Genomic DNA, 18,193 nt, shown 5'->3' on the forward strand with positions numbered 1-18,193 from the left:
GACTCGGAGCATGTCGCTCACGCTCGAATCCTCGCTGGAGGAGGCCATTGGCGCGGCGTCGGCCAAGACGCTGGGTCGCGCCTTCGGCATGAAGACCGTGGGCGATCTGCTCGGCCACTATCCGCGGCGCTATGCGGATCCGGGTGAGCTCACGCCGATCCGCGATCTCCCGATCGGCGAGACGGTCACGATCGTCGCCGAGGTGCTGTCGTCGAGCTTCCGTCGTATGCGCAACCGACCCGGCGCGATGGTGGACGTGGTGATCGGCGACGGGGTGGGTCGCATGTCCTTGACCTTCTTCGCGAAGAACATCGGTGCGGCCGAGTGGCGGTCGAACGATCTCGCGGTCGGCCGTCGCGGGGTCTTCTCCGGCAAAGTGGGCGAGTTCAACGGCGTCACGCAGTTCGCGCATCCCGAGTACGAGCTGTTCGATGATGAGGATGCGGCGCGCCGTCGGGCCGACGCGCGGGCGGCGGTGCCCATTCCCATCTACCCGGCGACGTCGGCGATCCAGACGTGGCAGATCGCCCGCCTGGTCGGCCGCGTGCTGGACGGGCTGACCGAGGTGCCTGAGCCGTTGCCCGAAGAGGTGCGTCGCGGCGAAGAACTGCTCACGGCGCGGGAGGCGCTCGAGCGCATCCACCGCCCCCGCATGCGCAACGACATCGACCCCGCGGTGCGCACCCTCCGCATGCACGAGGCGCTGACCCTGCAGACGGCGCTGCTGCAGCAGCGCCAGGCGGTGCGCGCCCTGGCGGCCACGTCGCGCCCGGCTCACCCCGGTGGGCTCCTCGAACGGTTCGACGCTGCGCTGCCGTACACGCTGACCCCCGACCAGGAGACCGTGGGCGCGCAGATCGCGCACGACCTGGTCGGTGCGTGGCCGATGAACCGACTGGTGCAGGGCGAGGTCGGCTCGGGAAAGACCCTCGTCGCGCTGCGCGCCATGCTGCAGGTGGCCGAGAGCGGGGGACAGGCGGCCCTGATCGCCCCGACCGAGGTCCTCGCGGCCCAGCACCTGCGCTCCATCACGAAGATGCTGGGCCCGCAGCTCGCCCCGCTGCTGATGCCGACGCTGCTCACGGGTCAGCTCCCCGCGGCCGAGCGGCGTAGGGCTGCGCTCCGGGTCGCCTCCGGGCAGTCGCTCATCGTGGTCGGGACGCACGCGCTGCTGGGGGAGAAGACCACGTTCGCCGACCTCGGGCTCGTCGTTGTCGACGAGCAGCACCGCTTCGGTGTGGAGCAGCGCGAGGCGCTGCGCGCGAAAGGATCCAGTCCGCACGCGCTCGTCCTCACCGCGACACCGATCCCGCGCACGGTCGCGATGACGGTCTTCGGCGACCTCGACACCTCGGTCATCCGCACGATGCCCGCCGGTCGCGCCGGCATCGAGTCGTACGTCGCTCCGCTGGCCGAGCATCCCGGCTGGTTCAACCGCGTGTGGGAGCGGGCGGCGGAGGAGATCGCGCAGGGTCGACAGGTGTTCGCGGTATGCGCGGCGATCGACACGGCGGCGAAGACGGCGGAGGCGGGCGAGCAGGAGCTTTTGGCGCCGGAGGGCGGGAAGGGGCCGCGCTGGGGCGTCGTGCAGCTCGACGAGGCGCTGGCCACGCATCCGACGCTCGGCGGCCTCCGGCGCGCGGTGCTGCACGGGCGCATGCCGTCGGAGGAGAAGGATGCGGTGATGCAGTCCTTCGCCCGCGGCGACATCGACCTGCTGCTGGCGACGACCGTGATCGAGGTCGGGGTCGACGTGCCCAACGCCTCGACCATGATCGTGCTCGATGCCGACCGCTTCGGGGTGTCGCAGCTCCATCAGCTGCGCGGACGTGTGGGTCGTGGCGGCGTGCCGGGGTTGTGCCTGCTGGTCACCGAGGCCGAGGAAGGCTCCGTCGCGCGGGAGCGGGTCGATGCGGTCGCCGCGACCCTGGATGGGTTCGCCCTGGCCGAGGTCGATCTGGAGCTGCGGGGGGAGGGCGACGTGCTCGGTGCCGCGCAGGCGGGCGTGCGCTCGTCGCTCAAGCTGCTCAGGGTCGTGAAGGATGCGGCGCTGATCACCCGCGCGAGGGAGCTCGCGGAGGGGATCCTGTCCGACGACCCGGAACTCGCGCGCCACCCCGGTCTCCGCGACGCCATCGGTCGCCGCGTGACGGACGAGGACCGCGCGGCGCTGGCGAAGAACTGACGCCGTTCGGCCGTGCCCTAGGCTGGATGCATGAGCAGCAGGATCGCCGTCGTCCCGGGTTCGTTCGATCCGCCGACCCTGGGTCACCTCGATGTGATCCGCCGCGCGGCCGCCCTGTACGACGAGCTGCACGTGCTGGTGGTGCACAACCCCGGCAAGGAGGCGATGCTGCCGATCGCGCAGCGGCTGTCCCTGCTCGAGCGCTCGATCGCCGAGGACGGCATGCAGGGCAACATCGTGATCGGCTCCTGGAGCATGGGTCTCCTCGTCGACTACGCGCGCGACGTGAACGCGGGCGTGCTGGTGAAGGGCATCCGCTCGCAGGTCGATGTCGCGTACGAGTCGCCGATGGCGATCGTGAACCGTCACCTGGCCGACATCGAGACCGTCTTCCTGCTGCCCGATCCCGCGCACGCCATGGTGTCGAGCTCGCTCGTGCGCCAGGTCGCGTCGCTGGGGGGAGACATCGCGCCGTTCGTTCCGCCGGCCGTCGCGTCGTTCCTCGACACCGGTGCGCGCGGCCTCTGAGGCCGCCCGTCCGGCCCGGTCGCAGGGAGACCCCGGTAGCATTGAGGGGTGCGTTCCCGACTCAACAGCCCCTTCGTGCTCCCCGTCCGTGACATCGTCCGGCGTCCGGGGGAGATGCGCGAGCACACCTTCACGGTGACGCTCCCCGAGCAGTGGGGGGAGGGCATCGTGACCTTCGAGTCAGGCTCCGAGCTGGATCTCGACGTGCGTCTGGAGTCGGTTCACGAGGGCATTCTCGTGTCCGGTTCCGCGGATGGAGAGTACGTCGGCGTCTGCGGACGCTGCCTCACCGACATCTCCGAGCCTGTCGAAGTCGAGTTCCAGGAGCTTTTCGCGTATCCTGGTGAGGAAGAAACTGACTTCGAGGTTCAAGACGACCACGTGGATCTTGAAACTCTCGTCAGGGATGCGGCCGTATTGTCGCTTCCATTTCAGCCGGTGTGTCAGCCGGATTGCCTCGGGCTCGACCCGGTCACAGGCGAGAGGCTGACCGAGAGCACCGGGACGGAGCAGGCCGCTCCCATCGATCCTCGATGGAGTGCGCTCCAGCAGATCACAGACCAAGACGGCACGGCAGAGAGCCGTGCCGCCGAGAAAGAAGAGAGCTAGTCATGGCTGGTAACCCCCCGAAGCGCAAGGTCTCCCGTTCGAACACCCGCTCGCGTCGCGCGCAGTGGAAGGCGGAGGCTCCGGCGCTCGTCAAGACCGTCGAGAACGGCAAGGTCGTCTACAGCCGTCCGCACCAGGCGAAGGTCGTCACCGACTCGCAGGGCACCGAGCTCTTCCTGGAGTACAAGGGCCGCAAGGTCGCCGACGTCTGAGTCGCGTACCGTGACGGAGGTCCCCGGGGGGACGAGACCTCTCCCAGCAAAGCTCCGCGTCGACATCGACGCGGAGCTTCTGGAGTTGGCGCTCACCCATCGCTCCTACGCCTACGAGCACGGCGGCATCCCGCACAACGAGCGCCTGGAGTTCCTCGGCGACTCGGTGCTGGGGCAGGCGGTGACGGTGATGCTGTTCACCACGCACCCCGACCTCGACGAGGGCGAACTGGCCAAGCGGCGGGCAAGCGTCGTCTCGACGGTGGCCCTGGCCGAGGTGGCCCGCGGTATCGACCTCGGAAGTCATCTCTTGCTGGGTCGCGGTGAGGAGCAGACGGGCGGTCGCGACAAGGACTCCATCCTGGCCGACACCATGGAGGCCGTGATCGGCGCCACCTACCTCTCCGCGGGGCCGGAGGCGGCGACCGAGCTGGTGCTGCGATTGACCGAGCCTCTGCTGGCGGACCCGGAGCGCTACGGCGCCGCGATGGACCCGAAGACCAGCCTGCAGGAGCTTGCCGCCCGGGTGGGTGCTACGCCGCCGCAGTACTCGGTCGAGGCGAGCGGACCGGACCACGACCGTCGCTTCACGGCCACGGTCGCCGTCGGAGACGTCGAGATGACCGGCACCGGAAGCAGCAAGAAGACCGCGGAGATGGCGGCCGCGCTCAGCGCCTGGCGCGTGCTCAACGAGCGTGCCTGAGCTTCCCGAGGTCGAGGTCGTCCGCGCGGGCCTCGCCCCGGCCGCGGTCGGCGCGACGATCACGGCCGTGAGCGTCTTCGACGAGCGCGCCCTCACCAGGCACACGGCGGGTGCTGCCGACTTCGTGCAGCGCCTCGAGGGGCGTGCCTTCACGGCGGCGATGCGTCGCGGCAAGTTCCTGTGGCTTCCCCTCGATGACGACGGGGAGTCGGCGCTGATCGCGCACCTCGGTATGAGCGGACAGCTGCTGCTGCGGGGTCCCGACGCTCCGTCCGAGCGCCATGAACGCGTGCGCCTCGGGATCGAGCATCCCGTTCACGGTGAGCTCGCGGTCGTGTTCGCGGATCAGCGCACGTTCGGCTCCCTCGCCGTCGACGCCTTGGTGGAGGACGGGCCCTCGCGCGTACCGACGCAGGTGGCGCACATCGCGCGCGATCCGATGGACCCGTTCTTCGACGACGACGCGTTCCGACTGGCTCTCGCTCGCCGGCACAGCGCGGTCAAGCGGGTGCTGCTCGACCAGGGCGTCGTGAGCGGTATCGGCAACATCTATGCCGACGAGTCGCTGTGGGCCGCGCGTATCCACCCCGAGACGCCGGCCGATCGACTCTCGACTCCGGCCGTGCACCGTCTGCTCACCGAGGTCCGCACCGTGTTGGCGAAAGCCCTCGCCGAGGGCGGGACCAGCTTCGATGCGCAGTACGTCAACGTGAACGGCCAGGCGGGGTACTTCGCCCACTCCCTCAATGCCTACGGCCGCGGCGGGGAGCCGTGTCCGCGGTGCGGCGGCGCCATTCGGCGGGTGTCGTTCATGAACCGGTCGTCCCACTTCTGCCCGACCTGCCAGCGCCGCCGCTGAGGTCACACCGGCTGGAAGGCTCGCCCGAGGAGCGGCCGCGTCGCCCAGGTGCTCGCCCACACCAGCCCGATCCCGGTGACGAGAACCACGGCGATGGTGGCGATCGAGACGGGCGCCGTGATCAGTGCGATTCCGAGCAGGGGGAACACGAGGAACGCGGCGCAGAGGGCGGAGCCGAGAGAGGTCACGAGCACCGGGGCGACGATGGAGCGTCGGCGGGCGCGATCGATCATCTCCATCGGCATCCCCAGCTGGTGCAGGCTTCGGTGGAGATCTCTCTGATCGATCACGTCCGCAGCCTGATTGACGCCCACGGATGCCGCCACCATGAGGAACGATCCGATCAGGGTGATGATGAGTCCGGTGCGGATATCGGCGGCGAGCGTCGCGTCGGCCCCGGATGCACCAGGACCGTCGATCTCCGCCATGAGCGCGACACCGGTCCCCGCGAAGACGGCCATGAAGCTCGCCATCGCGATGCCACCGACCTGACGCCACGCAGCTTTCGGCGCATCCAGGACGATGCGGGCCGAGAGCATGCGGTCGGGCTCCTGTGCCCGGCGCAGGCTCGTGCGTGCCCAGATCGACAGTGCCCAGGGGCCGACCAGGTTCAGCACAGCGAGCGCCGCGGCGTAGAGGCCACACAGCACGATGACGGCGATCATCCCGCCGGCGATGGCGGGAACCGCCTTGATGAGCACGAAGGCGATCGCCAATCCCCCCACGGCGATCACCGCACGGATCCAGTGCATCTTGGTGACGACGGCGCGAGTGCGCACTCCCAGCGGCGAGATCACCACGCGGCGCAGACCGATGGAGGCACTCACCACGGCCAGCAGCAGCACCACGGCGACCACGAGGAGGATCGGAACGGGTGGCAGGAGCACAGCATCGAACCCGAGCGGTGCGCCGCGGAACGGGATCAAGCCGATGAGCGGACTGATCGCGAGGTGACCCGCCACCCCGATCGCGGCGCCGACGGCTGCCACGAGCAGCGACTCGGCCACGGTGGCGACCGTCACCCCCGCGGGTGTGACACCGAGCAGGCGGAGTGTCGACAGCCTCTCGTCGCGACGGCGCGCTGACAGTCGGGCGGCCGCACCGCCGAGGGACATGAGCGGCACGACGAGGAGGACGAGAGCGATGCCAGCGAGTGCCTGGTAGAGGGCAGCACTGTCATCGGACCACCGCCAGAACGACTGCGCACCGCCGATCACCGTGAGGACCAGGGTGGTGACGATGCCGAAGGCGACGACGGGGAGCACGAGGACGCTGTTCTCTCCGCGGGCCGGCCGCAGGAGGAGCGTCAGCACGCCGGCGTTCATGCGTCCACCGCCGAGGAGACGACGCGCCCGTCACGCACGGCGACCGTACGGGTGCAGCGTGCCGCGACGTCGGCGTCGTGCGTGACCACCACCAGCGTGCGTCCCTGGCCGGTGGTCGACCACAGCAGTGCATCCATCACCTCTGCGGAGGTGTGCGAGTCGAGCGCGCCGGTCGGCTCGTCCGCGAAGACGATCTCCGCCCCCGTCGCCTGCGCGCGCGCGATCGCGACACGTTGCGCCTGACCGCCGGAGAGTTCGCCGATGCGTCGATCCTCCATTCCCGCCAGTCCGAGCGCGGCGAGCCAGGAGGCGGCGTGCGGGATGGCATCCTTCTTCGCCACGCCGTTGATCATGGAGGCCAGGGCCACATTCTCGACCGCGGTGAGCTCGGGGATGAGGAGTCCCTGCTGGAACACGAAGCCGAATCGTTCGCGCCGCAGGCGCGAGCGCGCGGATTCCCCGAGTGCGGTGACCTCGACGGGTCCGCCGGCGGACGGGTGGAACGTGACGCTGCCGGCGTCGGGGGCCGTGATGCCCGCGAGCACGTGCAGCAGAGTGGTCTTGCCCGATCCGGAGGCGCCCATGATGGCCACGGCTTCTCCGCGCTGCACGGCGAGGTCGATGCCGGCGAGGGCGCGCGTGGCCCCGAAGGTCTTGGTGAGAGCGTGAGCTTCGATCACGAATGCGTTCATGATTCCAGCCTTCCCGCGCGCGGCCCCCACGTCGTCGGCCGTCCGGATGACCGTCCGGGAGCGGAGTCATCCAGGAGGATGACTCCGCTCCCGCGGGATCAGAGCTTCTTCTGCCACGCGCCCGCGTACGAGACCGGGCGGAACCCGATCGCCTCGTTGATGTCGAGCATCGGCCGGTTCTCCTCCGCGTTGAAGGTGGAGACCACGGTGGCATCCGGCACGAGCTCACGCCAGCGGAGCAGGTTCGCGCACTTCACGATCATGCCCAGACGATGCCCGCGGTGGTCCTTGGACACCAGGGTGCCGAACTGATGCGTGACGCCGGTGCGCTCCGCTCCGATGACCAGCTCGTTGTACGCGACGATGTCGCCGGTGGGCACGTGCTCCACGGCGACGACGGACACCGTCTGCCCGGCGCCCGTCAACCGTGCATCTCGCCGGGCCACCCGGTCGGCGTCCCAGACCTCCGCGACGAAGTCCATGTCGCCGCTCGGAGCGTCCGTCGACAGCCGCGCCAGCACCGCCGCGTACCCGGAGCGGAGCTCGGGCGGTGTGGGCAGCAGCCACTCCACCACGCGGTAGTCGGGTCCTGCGGCCTGCGTGGCCTCGGCCAGAGCGGCCTCCAGGGGAGCGGGGTCCGCGCGCAGGTCGAATTCACTGTTGCGCTCGACCTGCTCCAGTGTGAACCCGTGGGCGTCGACGAGGTCGCTCAGCGGCGTCGCCGGAATGCGGCCCCATCCGGTCCGAGGAACCAGCATGCGAGATGTCTCCTCCGGACGATGCAGGCTCCAGATCTGCAGCACGCTGCGCCCGCGGGCCCGTGCCTCGCTCTCGGCTCGCGCGAGGAGCGCGTCCTCGATGCCTCGGCCCCAGTGTGCGTCAGACACGAGCAGGTCGACCTCGGCAGCGTTCGCGTCCGCCTCCTGCGCGAAGGACACCGTCACCATGCCCACGATGTCGGCACCGTCGCGGGCGACGAAGCCGAGGTCGAGGGAGTCGGTGTCGTCTTGCCAGCCCGGGAGCATCTGCGCGGCATCCGGCGCGAGATCCGGGATACCGACCTGCTCGTCGCAGATCTGCCGGTTGAGTTCGCCGTACGCGCGGAAGTCGGCGGCGTCGTCAGCGTCGAGCGCGGCGGGGACGGTCAGCGGTGAGATGGTCAGTTCCGCGATGGTCATGTCGGTTCCTTCGGGGTGGCGGGCGGCTGCGGGGGAGACGGCGAAGGGCCGTCCACGGTCTCCTCCGCCCACGGACGGGGCGGAGGAGACCGATGGTGCGGTGTCGACGGCGTGCGATGCGGTCATGCGGATCAGCGCATTCCCCGCTGCATGTCGAACATGAGCATGGCGTTCGACTCCGCTGCGGAGCGGTGACGCTGCTCTCCGACGAGGAACAGGTCGGCCGGGTCGAGGGTCAGCCTTCGGCGCGGCCGCCGCGGCCGCTGAGCCCGCTGGAGCAGCCAGAGGCCGATCCGGAGGGACAGGCGGTCGGTCAGACGGAGCTGTCGCCGTTCGTCGTCGCGGGGGAGGGGGAGGACCTCACGGTCCTCGATATCGGGCGGGTGGGTGGTGCTGCGGTACAGCGTGGTGTTCACGATGATTCCTTCGAGGTTGCGTGATGGGAGAGGGTGCGGAAGCACCGGCGCAGGCCGAGGATCCGGCCGGAGACGGTGCGGACGGTGGCGACCGCTCGGGGATGCGCTGATGCGAGAAAGCGAGAGCACGTGCCGAGGGTGGCGGGGAATCCATGACTCCGCGGTGCGGGTCAGAGGGTGGTGGCGCGGGGGAACCGGCAGGACGGATGGCCTCGGAGAGGCGTCACATCCCGGGCGACGGTTCTAGCAGATCGTGCCGAGGCGGTCGCCGGCGGTTACCGAGTACGCACGGTTCGGCGCGGTGTGCGCGGGCGCGGTGCGGCCGTTGGCCTTCGCGGTGTGCTGAGTGATCATCATCGGTAACCTCCTTTCGTGTGGCGATCCGGAGGCCAACCGTAGCGAAACTCTCAGCCGATCGTCAAGCATTTCGTGCTAGCGCCGGCGTGTCGCTGCCGGAGGAGCTCGCTCCGAGACCCGCGCGGGATCCGTGGGAATCCGCGCGATTCCGGTAGCGTAGCGACGTGATTCTCCCCCGACGAGCGGTGCCCGCATGCATCTGAAGAGCCTGACGCTCAAGGGGTTCAAGTCGTTCGCCCAGCCGACGAGCTTCGTCTTCGAGCCCGGCGTGACCTGCATCGTGGGTCCGAACGGCTCCGGCAAGTCCAACGTGGTCGACGCCCTCGCCTGGGTCATGGGGGAGCAGGGCGCGAAGACCCTCCGCGGCGGCAAGATGGAGGACGTCATCTTCGCCGGCACCTCTACGCGAGGGCCCCTCGGGCGAGCCGAGGTGCAGCTCACGATCGACAACGCCGACGGAGCACTGCCGATCGAGTACGCCGAGGTCACGATCAGCCGCACGCTGTTCCGCAACGGATCGAGCGAGTACGCGATCAACGGCGAGGGCTGCCGACTGCTCGACGTGCAGGAGCTCCTGAGCGACTCGGGTCTCGGCCGCGAGATGCATGTGATCGTGGGTCAGGGGCGCCTCGACACCGTGCTGCAGGCTTCGCCGGAGGATCGCCGTGGCTTCATCGAGGAGGCGGCGGGGATCCTCAAGCACCGACGCCGCAAGGAGAAGACCCTCCGCAAGCTCGACGCCATGGAGGCCAACCTGACGCGTCTGAGCGACCTGGCCGGTGAGATCCGGCGGCAGCTGAAGCCGCTGGGCCGTCAGGCCGAGATCGCCAGGGAGGCCCAGACGATCGCGGCCGTGGTGCGAGATGCGAAGGCCCGGCTGTTCGCGGACGACGTAGTCGCCCTGCGCACGGCCCTGGCCGACCACACCCGCACGGAGCAGGAGCGTCACACGGAGCGCCTCGTGCTGTCGGATCAGGCCGAGGCGGTGCGTGCGAGCATCGCGCGGCTCGAGAAGGACCAGAACTCCGTCGCCGTCGATGCGGCGCGCGGCGTGGCCTTCGGGCTCGAGCAGGTCCAGGAGCGCATGCGGGGGCTGTACACCCTCGCCAATCAGCGTCTCGCTCTGCTCGGCTCGGAGGAGGACGATGCCGCCGTGACCGCGGTCACGGTGACGCAGGCGACGATCGACGAGGCGAAGGACGACATCGAGACGATCTCCTCGGGCCTGGGCGATGCGCAGGATGCCGCGGTCGCGGCGAGCCGCGAGGTCGTGCACGCCAGGGCGGAGCTCGACACGCTCGACGTCGACATCGCGGAGCAGAGCGCGCTCGTGTCGGAGTACGACATGCGCCTGACGGCCCTGCGCGGTACGGCTGATGCGGCGGCGTCGGCCCTTGCCGCGGTGCGTGGTGCCGTGCTGCGCCAGGAGAATGCGCTCGAAGCGGCGAACGAACGGCGGCGGGAGGCGGCGGAGGCACTGGAGGCGATCGAGGACGCCGAGGCACCGCAGGGCACAGCCGTCGAGCACGCTGCCGCCTATGAGAGCGCGCAGCGGGCGGCGACGGCGGCGGAGGCCGAGCGCGAGACGCTGCGCGAACGGCTCCACGCCGCGGAGCGCGAGGTCGACTCGCTCACGGCGAAGGCGGCGGCGCTGAGCAGCGCGCTGTCGCTGTCCGGTGGTGCCGCCGAGATCGTGAAGGCCGGTGGCGCGGGAGTCCGCGGACTGGTCGGCGACGCGGTGCAGGTCAGGCCGGGGTTCGAGGCGGCGATCGCCGCGGTCCTCGGTCCGCTCGCGGAGGGCGTGCTGATCGACAGCGCGGACGTCGCGTTCACGCTGGCTGCCCTGGCTGCGGCGGAGCGCCGTGGGGTCGTGGATTTCGTGGTGGCGAATGCTCTGCGCCCCGAGTCGACCGCGCATCCCGTTGACGGTGTCACGTCCGCGATCGACGTGGTGACCGCACCCGACGGCGTCCTGGGCATCCTGTCGCATGTGCTGATCGCCGAAGACCTCGATGCGGCGCGCTCGGCGCGAGCCGCTCTGGATGCGCTGTCCGACACGCGGACGACGATCGTGACGACCAGCGGCGAGGTGATCACCGCGCAGACGCTGCGCACGGGCTCCGGTGGTGAGCGGTCGCGTCTCGAGCTCGCGGCCGAGCGCGACGCGGCGACGGAGCGGCTCGCCGAGATCCAGATCGTCGTCGACTCGCTCCGGGAGGCGCGGATCGAGGCGGACGAGCAGGTGGAGGCCACACGGCGTCAGGCCAAGGACGCGTTGCGGGCGCTGCGCGAGCACGATGCCGCCCTGGCCACGCACGCCGAGCAGGTCAACCGCGTCACGGTGCGGCACGAGTCCGCCGTGGCCGAGTGCGAGCGCCTGGAGTCGGGGCTCGCGCAGGCCCAGGCTGCAGTCGCGGATGCCGAGGCGAAGGCGGAGTCGGCCCGTGCGGAGCTCGACGAGGCCGTGGCCGCGCCGCGTCCCGTGCTGGACGCGTCTGCCCGCGACGGTCTGCTCGAGGCGCTCGAGCTCGCCCGCGAGGGAGAGGTGCGCGCGCGGCTCGAGGTCGAGACGCTGCGCGAGAGGGTGCGTGCGGCGCAGGCGAGGGTCGCGACGCTCGAACGGCAGCGCGAGCAGGAGCGGGACGCCGCCGCCGAGGCCGCCCGCCGTGCAGTGATCCGTCGGGCACAGCGGGAGGCCGCCTCCGGGGTGGCAGAGGAGCTTCCGCGCATCCTCGACTCGCTCGACCGCTCGGTGACCGAGGCCCGTGTGGCTCTCGCCGAGGCGGAGGCCGCCAGAGCAGCGCAGAACGAGGAGCTGGTGGCGCTCCGGAAGCAGGAGACGTCGCTGCGCGAGCGGCTCGCCGGCCTCACCGAGAGCGTGCACGGCCTGGAGCTGCAGATCCACGAGAAGAAGCTCCACCTGCACAGCCTGCTGGAGCGTGTGTCCTCCGAGCTGTCGCTCGACGAAGATATTCTCGTTGCGGAATATGGACCTGATCAGCTCGTTCCGCGCGATCCCGGAGTGGAGCCCCCTGCGGACGAACTGCTCGACGACACGGCGATCCCGTTCGATCGTCGTATCCAGCAGCGCCGGCTGGCCGAGGCCGAGCGGAAGCTCGCCCAGCTGGGCCGCGTCAATCCGCTCGCTCTGGAGGAGTTCGCCGCGCTCGAGCAGCGCCACGCCTTCCTGACGGAGCAGCTCGCCGACCTGACCCAGACCCGTCAGGATCTGCTGACGATCATCGCGGACCTCGACGAGCGGATGCAGACCATCTTCGCCAGTGCGTTCGAGGACACCAAGGAGGCGTTCGGTCAGGTCTTCCCGCTGCTGTTCCCCGGTGGGACGGGGAGCATCTCCCTGACCGACCCGGACAACATGCTCACGACCGGCATCGAGGTCTCGGTGCGGCCCGTCGGGAAGAAGATCGAGCGCCTGTCGCTGCTCTCCGGAGGGGAGCGGTCGCTGGCCGCTGTCGCGCTGCTGGTGGCGATCTTCAAGGCGCGTCCCAGCCCGTTCTACATCCTCGACGAGGTGGAGGCGGCCCTCGACGATGCGAACCTCGGCCGGCTGCTCACCGTGTTCGAGCAGTTGCGGGAGACATCTCAGCTCCTGGTGATCACGCACCAGAAGCGCACGATGGAGATCGCCGACGCGCTGTACGGCGTCTCGATGCGCCAGGACGGCGTGTCCGCTGTCGTCGGTCAGCGCGTCGGTGACCGCGCCGCCGCCGCGGCGAGCTGACCGGCGTAGCGAACGGCTACCCGTAGGCTGGGGGGATGGCAGAGAAGTCCTGGTCTCTCGGTCGCGCCCTGCGCGGCATGTTCGTCAAGCCCACGATCGATGAGACGACGTGGGAAGACCTGGAGACCGCCCTGATCACGGCCGACTTCGGGCCGGACATCAGCGAGCGCATCGTCGACGAGCTCCGCGACAAGGTCGCGAAGTACCGCACGACCGACCCGCGCGACCTCCAGCGCATGCTGCGCGAGACGCTCGAGGAGCACTTCGCGAAGTTCGACACGACGCTCAAGCTCACCGAGCGCCCGGCCGTCGTGCTCGTCGTCGGCGTCAACGGGGTCGGGAAGACCACCACGATCGGCAAGTTCACCAAGTTCCTGCGCGGCTACCAGCGCAGCGTCGTGGTGGGGGCCGCCGACACGTTCCGTGCCGCCGCCGTGGACCAGCTCGCCACGTGGGCGCAGCGCGGAGGGGCGGCGATCGTCCGCCCGCAGCACGAGGGGCAGGACCCGGCGTCTGTGGCGTTCCAGACCGTGGAGTACGCCAAGCGCGAGGGCATGGAGATCGCGATCATCGACACGGCCGGTCGTCTGCACACCAAGGGCGGGCTGATGGACGAGCTCGGCAAGATCCGCCGGGTCGTGGAGAAGCAGGCCCCGATCAGCGAGGTGCTGCTGGTGCTCGACGCAACGACGGGGCAGAACGGGGTCATGCAGGCGGAGACGTTCCTGCAGCACGCCGGTGTCACCGGGCTCGTGCTGACCAAGCTCGACGGGTCGGCCAAGGGCGGCTTCGTTCTCGCGGTCCAGGAGCGCACCGGGATCCCGGTGAAGCTGCTCGGACAGGGCGAGGGCATCGACGATCTGACCGGTTTCACCCCGCACGTGTTCGTGCAGGCGCTGGTCGGCTGACACAGGGCTACCGCCCTGAGCACGAGGCTGGTTTCATAGCGTTATGGCGATCGAACACGACTACTTCGGACTGCTGTCGTCGGGCCCCGACGGCTCGATCTTCTGGTCGGAGACCGTCGAGCTCGGTGACCAGAGCGTGACGGTCGACCTCACCGCTCCGGACCAGGACGACGTGTCCGCTGATGCCCTCGACATCGCCGCCGCGCTGATCGCGGGACTGGAGAACGTCGACGCCACGGCCCGCCGCGGCATGTTGTCCGAGGTGGATGACCGGACGAGCGAGGTGACCGAGTACATCCTTCAGCAGCAGGAGGCCTTCGGCGACGACCTGCCGGACGTGCTGGTGGACGTGTCCGGCGATGCTGCGGTGGACATTATCCGCTCGCTACGCCTGATGAGCATGACGATCCTGGCGGACGAGCATGGCGGGTCCGAGCCCTTCGCGGTGCTCGAGTACGCGCTCGACGACAGTGCGACCGACGACGTGCTGCTCGTGAACCTCGGCTCGGACGGAAGCGTGCAGTCCGTGATGAGCGCTGACTGACCCGGCGCTCACCCCGCGGATCACACGGCCTGGGCGAACCCGACGTCGGCGCCCTCGGCGATGTGCGCGAGGTGCGGCGGGATCTCCCGCCCCTTCGAGACCATGGACTGCGCCCAGAGGCGTCCGGCACGATACGAGGAGCGCACCAGCGGTCCGGCGAGCACCCCGAGGAAGCCGATACGCTCCGCCTCCTCCTTGAACTCGACGAACTCGGCCGGCTTCACCCAGCGGGCGACGGGGAGGTGCCGCGGCGACGGCCGCAGGTACTGCGTGATGGTGATGATGTCGCAGCCGGCGTCGTGAAGATCCTGCAGGGCCTGCACGACCTCCTCCGGCTCCTCGCCCATGCCCAGGATCAGGTTCGACTTGGTGATGAGTCCCGCGTCGCGCGCCTGGGTCAGCACTCCCAGCGAGCGCTCGTAGCGGAAGGCCGGCCGGATGCGCTTGAAGATGCGCGGGACGGTCTCGACGTTGTGGGCGAACACCTCGGGCCGGGACTCGAACACGACACCGAGCTGATCCGGGTCGCCGTTGAAGTCGGTGGCGAGCAGTTCGACGCCGGTGTTCGGGTTGAGGCGATGGATCTGGCGGACGGTCTCTGCGTTGAGCCAGGCACCGCCGTCGGGAAGGTCGTCGCGGGCGACGCACGTGACGGTGGCGTAGCGGAGGTTCATGCGCACGACGCTCTCGGCGACGCGGCGTGGCTCGTCGGTGTCGTAGTCCGCGGGCTTGCCGGTGTCGATCTGACAGAAGTCGCAGCGCCGAGTGCACTGGGATCCGCCGATCAGGAAGGTCGCCTCGCGGTCCTCCCAGCACTCGAAGATGTTGGGACAGCCCGCTTCCTGGCACACGGTGTGGAGGTCTTCGCTCTTCACGAGCGAGTGGAGGGCGGTGTACTCCGGACCCATCTTGGCCTTGGTGCGGATCCACTCGGGCTTGCGCTCGATGGGGGTCTCGGCGTTGCGGATCTCGAGTCGGAGGAGCTTCCGGCCCTCGGGGGCGGCGGTCATGCGGGGACTCCCGTCCGTGCGATGTCGGTGTATTCGGCGAGGAAGGCGGCGCGGACGGCGTCCACGAGGTCGCGGGGTCCGACGACGGCCCCGGAGACCTCGCTGACCGTGGTCACACCGGCGTCGGTGATGCCGCACGGGATGATGTCGCGGAACGGTGCGAGCGAGTTGGCGCAGTTGATGGCGAAGCCGTGCATGGTCACGCCCTGCTGCACGCGCACCCCGATGGCGGCGACCTTGTCCTCGGAGAGGGGGCGGCGAACCCACACCCCGCTGCGACCGGGCACCTGGTAGCCGTCGACGCCGAACGGTCGCAGGACGTCGATCAGCAGATGCTCGAGCCGGCGCACGTGCGCGACGACATCCATGGGCTCAGGGAGGCGGACGATCGGGTAACCGACCAGCTGCCCCGGGCCGTGCCAGGTGATCTTGCCGCCGCGGTCGACGTCGACCACGGGGGTGCCGTCCTGCGGTCGCTCGTGCGGCTCGGTGCGCTTGCCCGCCGTGTAGACGGCCTCGTGTTCGAGCAGGATCAGCGTGTCCGGACGCGCGCCGGAGAGCACATCGGCGTGCACGCGGCGCTGCAGGTCCCAGCCGTCGAGGTACGGCACGGGGGTCGGGGAGAACCCGGGGGTGAGGATGTCGAGCATGAAGTCTCGCCTCCGAAATAGTTGGATTGCGTCTAAGAATACGCCCTGTTGTGACGCCCGAGCGCGACTCGCCGCGCGCGGTAGCGTGAGGGTATGAACTCCACCGGCCGCGCTGGCCGCCCCAAGGCGTCGTCGCGCGAGACGCTCGCGGAGGCGGCGTGCGAGCTGTTCCTGGAGCGCGGGTACGACGCCACGTCGGTCGCCGACATCACGCAGCGCGCCGGGGTGAGCCGCTCCAGCTTCTTCAACTACTTCACCTCCAAGAGCGACGTGCTGTGGTCCGCCGTGGACGAGCGCATCGAGGAGGCCGTCAAACGCCTGCAGGGCCTCGGGCGCGAGGCGGACGGCGACGCCGTGCGCGGGATCCTGCGGGGCATCGTGCGGGACTTCGCGCCGGACCCGCTCGCGCTCGCTCTGCGCAACGCCGGCGCGATGGGACTGCAGGATGAACTCGTCCGCGACACCGGGGTGCGCCTGGCGCGGCTGTCGGAGGCGATCGCCACCGCGGCCCGTGGCTCCGGCGTCGACGCGATCAGGGCGGACATCCTCGGCGCAGCCCTCGCGGCCGCCGTGTTCTCCGCGTTGCGCGTGTGGGCCGAGCAGGGCGCGGGGCTCGGAACCCCGCAGGCCGTGCTCGACGACGCCCTCGGCGCGATCCACGACCTCCCGTGGTCCGGCTGAGCGAGTCGTCGGCGCTCGCGTAGAATCGGGAGCACCATGGCTACCTTTGGAACGCTCTCCGACCGTCTCACCGAGACCTTCCGCAACCTCCGCACGAAGGGGAAGCTCACCGCCGCCGACGTCGACGGCACCGTGCGCGAGATCCGTCGCGCGCTGCTCGACGCGGACGTCGCTCTTGCGGTCGTCAAGGACTTCACGGCGAAGGTGCGCGAGCGCGCGCTCGGCGACGAGGTCAACAAGGCGCTGAACCCCGCCCAGCAGGTCGTGCAGATCGTGAACGAGGAGCTCGTGCAGATCCTCGGCGGGGAACAGCGTCGTCTGCAGTTCGCCAAGACGGCGCCGACCGTCATCATGCTCGCCGGGCTCCAGGGCTCCGGAAAGACGACGTTCGCCGGCAAGCTCGCGAAGCAGCTGGAGGGGGAGGGGCACACCCCGCTCCTGGTCGCCGCCGACCTGCAGCGTCCGAATGCCGTCAACCAGCTGCAGGTCGTCGCGGAGCAGGCCGGTGCGACCGTGTACGCACCCGAGCCGGGCAACGGCGTCGGCGATCCGGTCAAGGTGTCGCGCGACGGCGTGGAGCACGCCCGTCGCCAGCAGCATGACGTGGTGATCATCGACACCGCCGGACGCCTCGGTGTCGACGCCGAGCTGATGAAGCAGGCCGCCGACATCCGCAAGGCGGTCGACCCGGACGAGGTGCTGTTCGTCATCGACGCGATGATCGGTCAGGATGCGGTCAACACGGCGAAGGCCTTCCAGGAGGGCGTCGACTTCACCGGCGTCGTCCTGTCGAAGCTCGACGGTGACGCCCGCGGTGGTGCGGCGCTCTCGGTCGCCTCCGTCACCGGCCGGCCGATCATCTTCGCCTCGACCGGTGAGCGCCTCGAAGACCTCGAGCCGTTCCACCCCGACCGCATGGCGAGCCGCATCCTCGACCTCGGCGACATCCTGACCCTGATCGAGCAGGCGCAGCAGGCGTTCGACGAGGAAGAGGCGCTGAAGGTCGCCGAGAAGCTCGCCAACGAGGCCTTCACGCTGGAGGACTTCCTCGAGCAGCTGCAGCAGATGAAGAAGATGGGCTCGATGAAGAAGATGCTCGGCATGCTGCCGGGCATGGGCCAGATGAAGCAGCAGCTGGAGGACTTCGACGAGCGGGAGATCGATCGCACCGAGGCGATCATCCGCTCGATGACGCCGGGGGAGCGGCGTAACCCCAAGATCTTGAACGGGTCGCGTCGTCTGCGCATCGCCCGGGGCTCCGGCATGACCGTGACCGACGTGAACCAGCTGGTGCAGCGTTTCGACCAGGCGGCGAAGATGATGAAGACGGTCGCGCGCGGTGGCACGCCGAACATCCCCGGCATGGGTCCCGTGCCCGGCATGGGCAAGCCGGGAGCATCGTCCAAGCGCGGCAAGAAGGGCAAGGGGTCTCAGGGACGCTCGCGCTCGGGTAACCCCGCCAAGCGGGCGGCCGAGAACGCTGGCCTGGCAGCATCCGCCTCCGCGAACGGCTCGGGCTTCGGTCTCGGCGGAGCTCCTGCGCCCACCGAGGCGGATCTCGCCGAGATCCAGAAGCTCTTCGGCAAGAGCTGAT

Annotated in this window: 17 protein-coding genes; 11 read left to right on the forward strand and 6 right to left on the reverse strand. The window is 69.8% G+C overall.

Annotation, left to right across the window (positions count from 1 at the left end):
• Positions 1 to 10 precede the first annotated feature (10 nt).
• The 6 genes from ACWH95_RS13085 (at position 11) to mutM (ending at position 5,096) form a co-directional block, all read left to right on the forward strand.
• Positions 11 to 2,185, forward strand: coding sequence for an ATP-dependent DNA helicase RecG (locus ACWH95_RS13085; RefSeq protein ID WP_454120786.1), 2,175 nt, complete (start codon positions 11 to 13; stop codon positions 2,183 to 2,185).
• A gap of 30 nt (positions 2,186 to 2,215) precedes the next feature.
• Positions 2,216 to 2,713: a pantetheine-phosphate adenylyltransferase gene (coaD, locus tag ACWH95_RS13090; RefSeq protein ID WP_136034542.1), complete on the forward strand. Its 498-nt coding sequence runs from the start codon at positions 2,216 to 2,218 to the stop codon at positions 2,711 to 2,713.
• 114 nt (positions 2,714 to 2,827) lie between these two features.
• Positions 2,828 to 3,322 (forward strand): YceD family protein, encoded by a 495-nt coding sequence (locus tag ACWH95_RS13095; RefSeq protein ID WP_136034620.1) that lies wholly within the window; start codon positions 2,828 to 2,830, stop codon positions 3,320 to 3,322.
• A 2-nt stretch (positions 3,323 to 3,324) separates the two neighbouring features.
• Positions 3,325 to 3,534 (forward strand): 50S ribosomal protein L32, encoded by a 210-nt coding sequence (rpmF, locus tag ACWH95_RS13100; protein WP_050721097.1) that lies wholly within the window; start codon positions 3,325 to 3,327, stop codon positions 3,532 to 3,534.
• 10 nt (positions 3,535 to 3,544) lie between these two features.
• A complete protein-coding gene (gene rnc, locus ACWH95_RS13105; protein WP_136034544.1) occupies positions 3,545 to 4,237 on the forward strand; it encodes a ribonuclease III in 693 nt (230 codons plus the stop codon).
• Positions 4,230 to 5,096 carry a bifunctional DNA-formamidopyrimidine glycosylase/DNA-(apurinic or apyrimidinic site) lyase gene (mutM, locus tag ACWH95_RS13110; protein ID WP_454120787.1) on the forward strand — a complete coding sequence of 289 codons (867 nt, stop codon included), beginning with the start codon at positions 4,230 to 4,232 and terminating at the stop codon, positions 5,094 to 5,096. Before rnc ends, mutM begins: the two co-directional genes overlap by 8 nt.
• Before the next feature lie 2 nt (positions 5,097 to 5,098).
• Here mutM and ACWH95_RS13115 read toward each other — a convergent pair whose 3' ends face one another.
• The 4 genes from ACWH95_RS13115 to ACWH95_RS13130 form a co-directional block, all read right to left on the reverse strand.
• Entirely contained in the window at positions 5,099 to 6,421 is a 1,323-nt protein-coding gene (locus ACWH95_RS13115; protein WP_136037008.1) for an FtsX-like permease family protein, read from the reverse strand.
• Positions 6,418 to 7,113, reverse strand: coding sequence for an ABC transporter ATP-binding protein (locus ACWH95_RS13120; protein WP_136034550.1), 696 nt, complete (start codon positions 7,111 to 7,113; stop codon positions 6,418 to 6,420). Before ACWH95_RS13120 ends, ACWH95_RS13115 begins: the two co-directional genes overlap by 4 nt.
• 98 nt (positions 7,114 to 7,211) lie before the next feature.
• Entirely contained in the window at positions 7,212 to 8,291 is a 1,080-nt protein-coding gene (locus ACWH95_RS13125) for an N-acetyltransferase family protein (RefSeq protein WP_454120788.1), read from the reverse strand.
• Between the two features lie 131 nt (positions 8,292 to 8,422).
• Positions 8,423 to 8,707, reverse strand: coding sequence for a hypothetical protein (locus ACWH95_RS13130; protein ID WP_454120789.1), 285 nt, complete (start codon positions 8,705 to 8,707; stop codon positions 8,423 to 8,425).
• Between the two features lie 550 nt (positions 8,708 to 9,257).
• Between ACWH95_RS13130 and smc the strand changes: the two genes are divergently transcribed.
• Genes smc through ACWH95_RS13145 form a run of 3 tightly spaced genes read left to right on the forward strand, consistent with a single transcriptional unit; the run spans position 9,258 to position 14,258 of the window.
• Positions 9,258 to 12,806 carry a chromosome segregation protein SMC gene (gene smc, locus ACWH95_RS13135; RefSeq protein WP_454120790.1) on the forward strand — a complete coding sequence of 1,183 codons (3,549 nt, stop codon included), beginning with the start codon at positions 9,258 to 9,260 and terminating at the stop codon, positions 12,804 to 12,806.
• Between the two features lie 35 nt (positions 12,807 to 12,841).
• Positions 12,842 to 13,714 carry a signal recognition particle-docking protein FtsY gene (ftsY, locus tag ACWH95_RS13140; RefSeq protein ID WP_136034558.1) on the forward strand — a complete coding sequence of 291 codons (873 nt, stop codon included), beginning with the start codon at positions 12,842 to 12,844 and terminating at the stop codon, positions 13,712 to 13,714.
• 43 nt (positions 13,715 to 13,757) lie between these two features.
• A complete protein-coding gene (locus ACWH95_RS13145) occupies positions 13,758 to 14,258 on the forward strand; it encodes a DUF2004 domain-containing protein (RefSeq protein ID WP_136034560.1) in 501 nt (166 codons plus the stop codon).
• Between the two features lie 20 nt (positions 14,259 to 14,278).
• Here ACWH95_RS13145 and lipA read toward each other — a convergent pair whose 3' ends face one another.
• Positions 14,279 to 15,268: a lipoyl synthase gene (gene lipA, locus ACWH95_RS13150; RefSeq protein ID WP_454120791.1), complete on the reverse strand. Its 990-nt coding sequence runs from the start codon at positions 15,266 to 15,268 to the stop codon at positions 14,279 to 14,281.
• Positions 15,265 to 15,918 (reverse strand): lipoyl(octanoyl) transferase LipB, encoded by a 654-nt coding sequence (gene lipB, locus ACWH95_RS13155; RefSeq protein ID WP_454120792.1) that lies wholly within the window; start codon positions 15,916 to 15,918, stop codon positions 15,265 to 15,267. Before lipB ends, lipA begins: the two co-directional genes overlap by 4 nt.
• Before the next feature lie 93 nt (positions 15,919 to 16,011).
• On the opposite strand from lipB, the gene ACWH95_RS13160 reads away from it, so the two are divergent.
• Together ACWH95_RS13160 and ffh are read left to right on the forward strand one after the other, a co-directional pair.
• The gene (locus tag ACWH95_RS13160; protein ID WP_136037014.1) at positions 16,012 to 16,599 is read left to right on the forward strand and encodes a TetR/AcrR family transcriptional regulator; all 588 of its coding nucleotides are present in this window, start codon (positions 16,012 to 16,014) and stop codon (positions 16,597 to 16,599) included.
• A gap of 36 nt (positions 16,600 to 16,635) precedes the next feature.
• Complete coding sequence (ffh, locus tag ACWH95_RS13165; protein ID WP_136034568.1) at positions 16,636 to 18,192, forward strand: signal recognition particle protein; 1,557 nt, start codon at positions 16,636 to 16,638, stop codon at positions 18,190 to 18,192.
• Position 18,193 lies beyond the last annotated feature (1 nt).

The organism is Microbacterium sp. NPDC055502, from assembly GCF_053643635.1.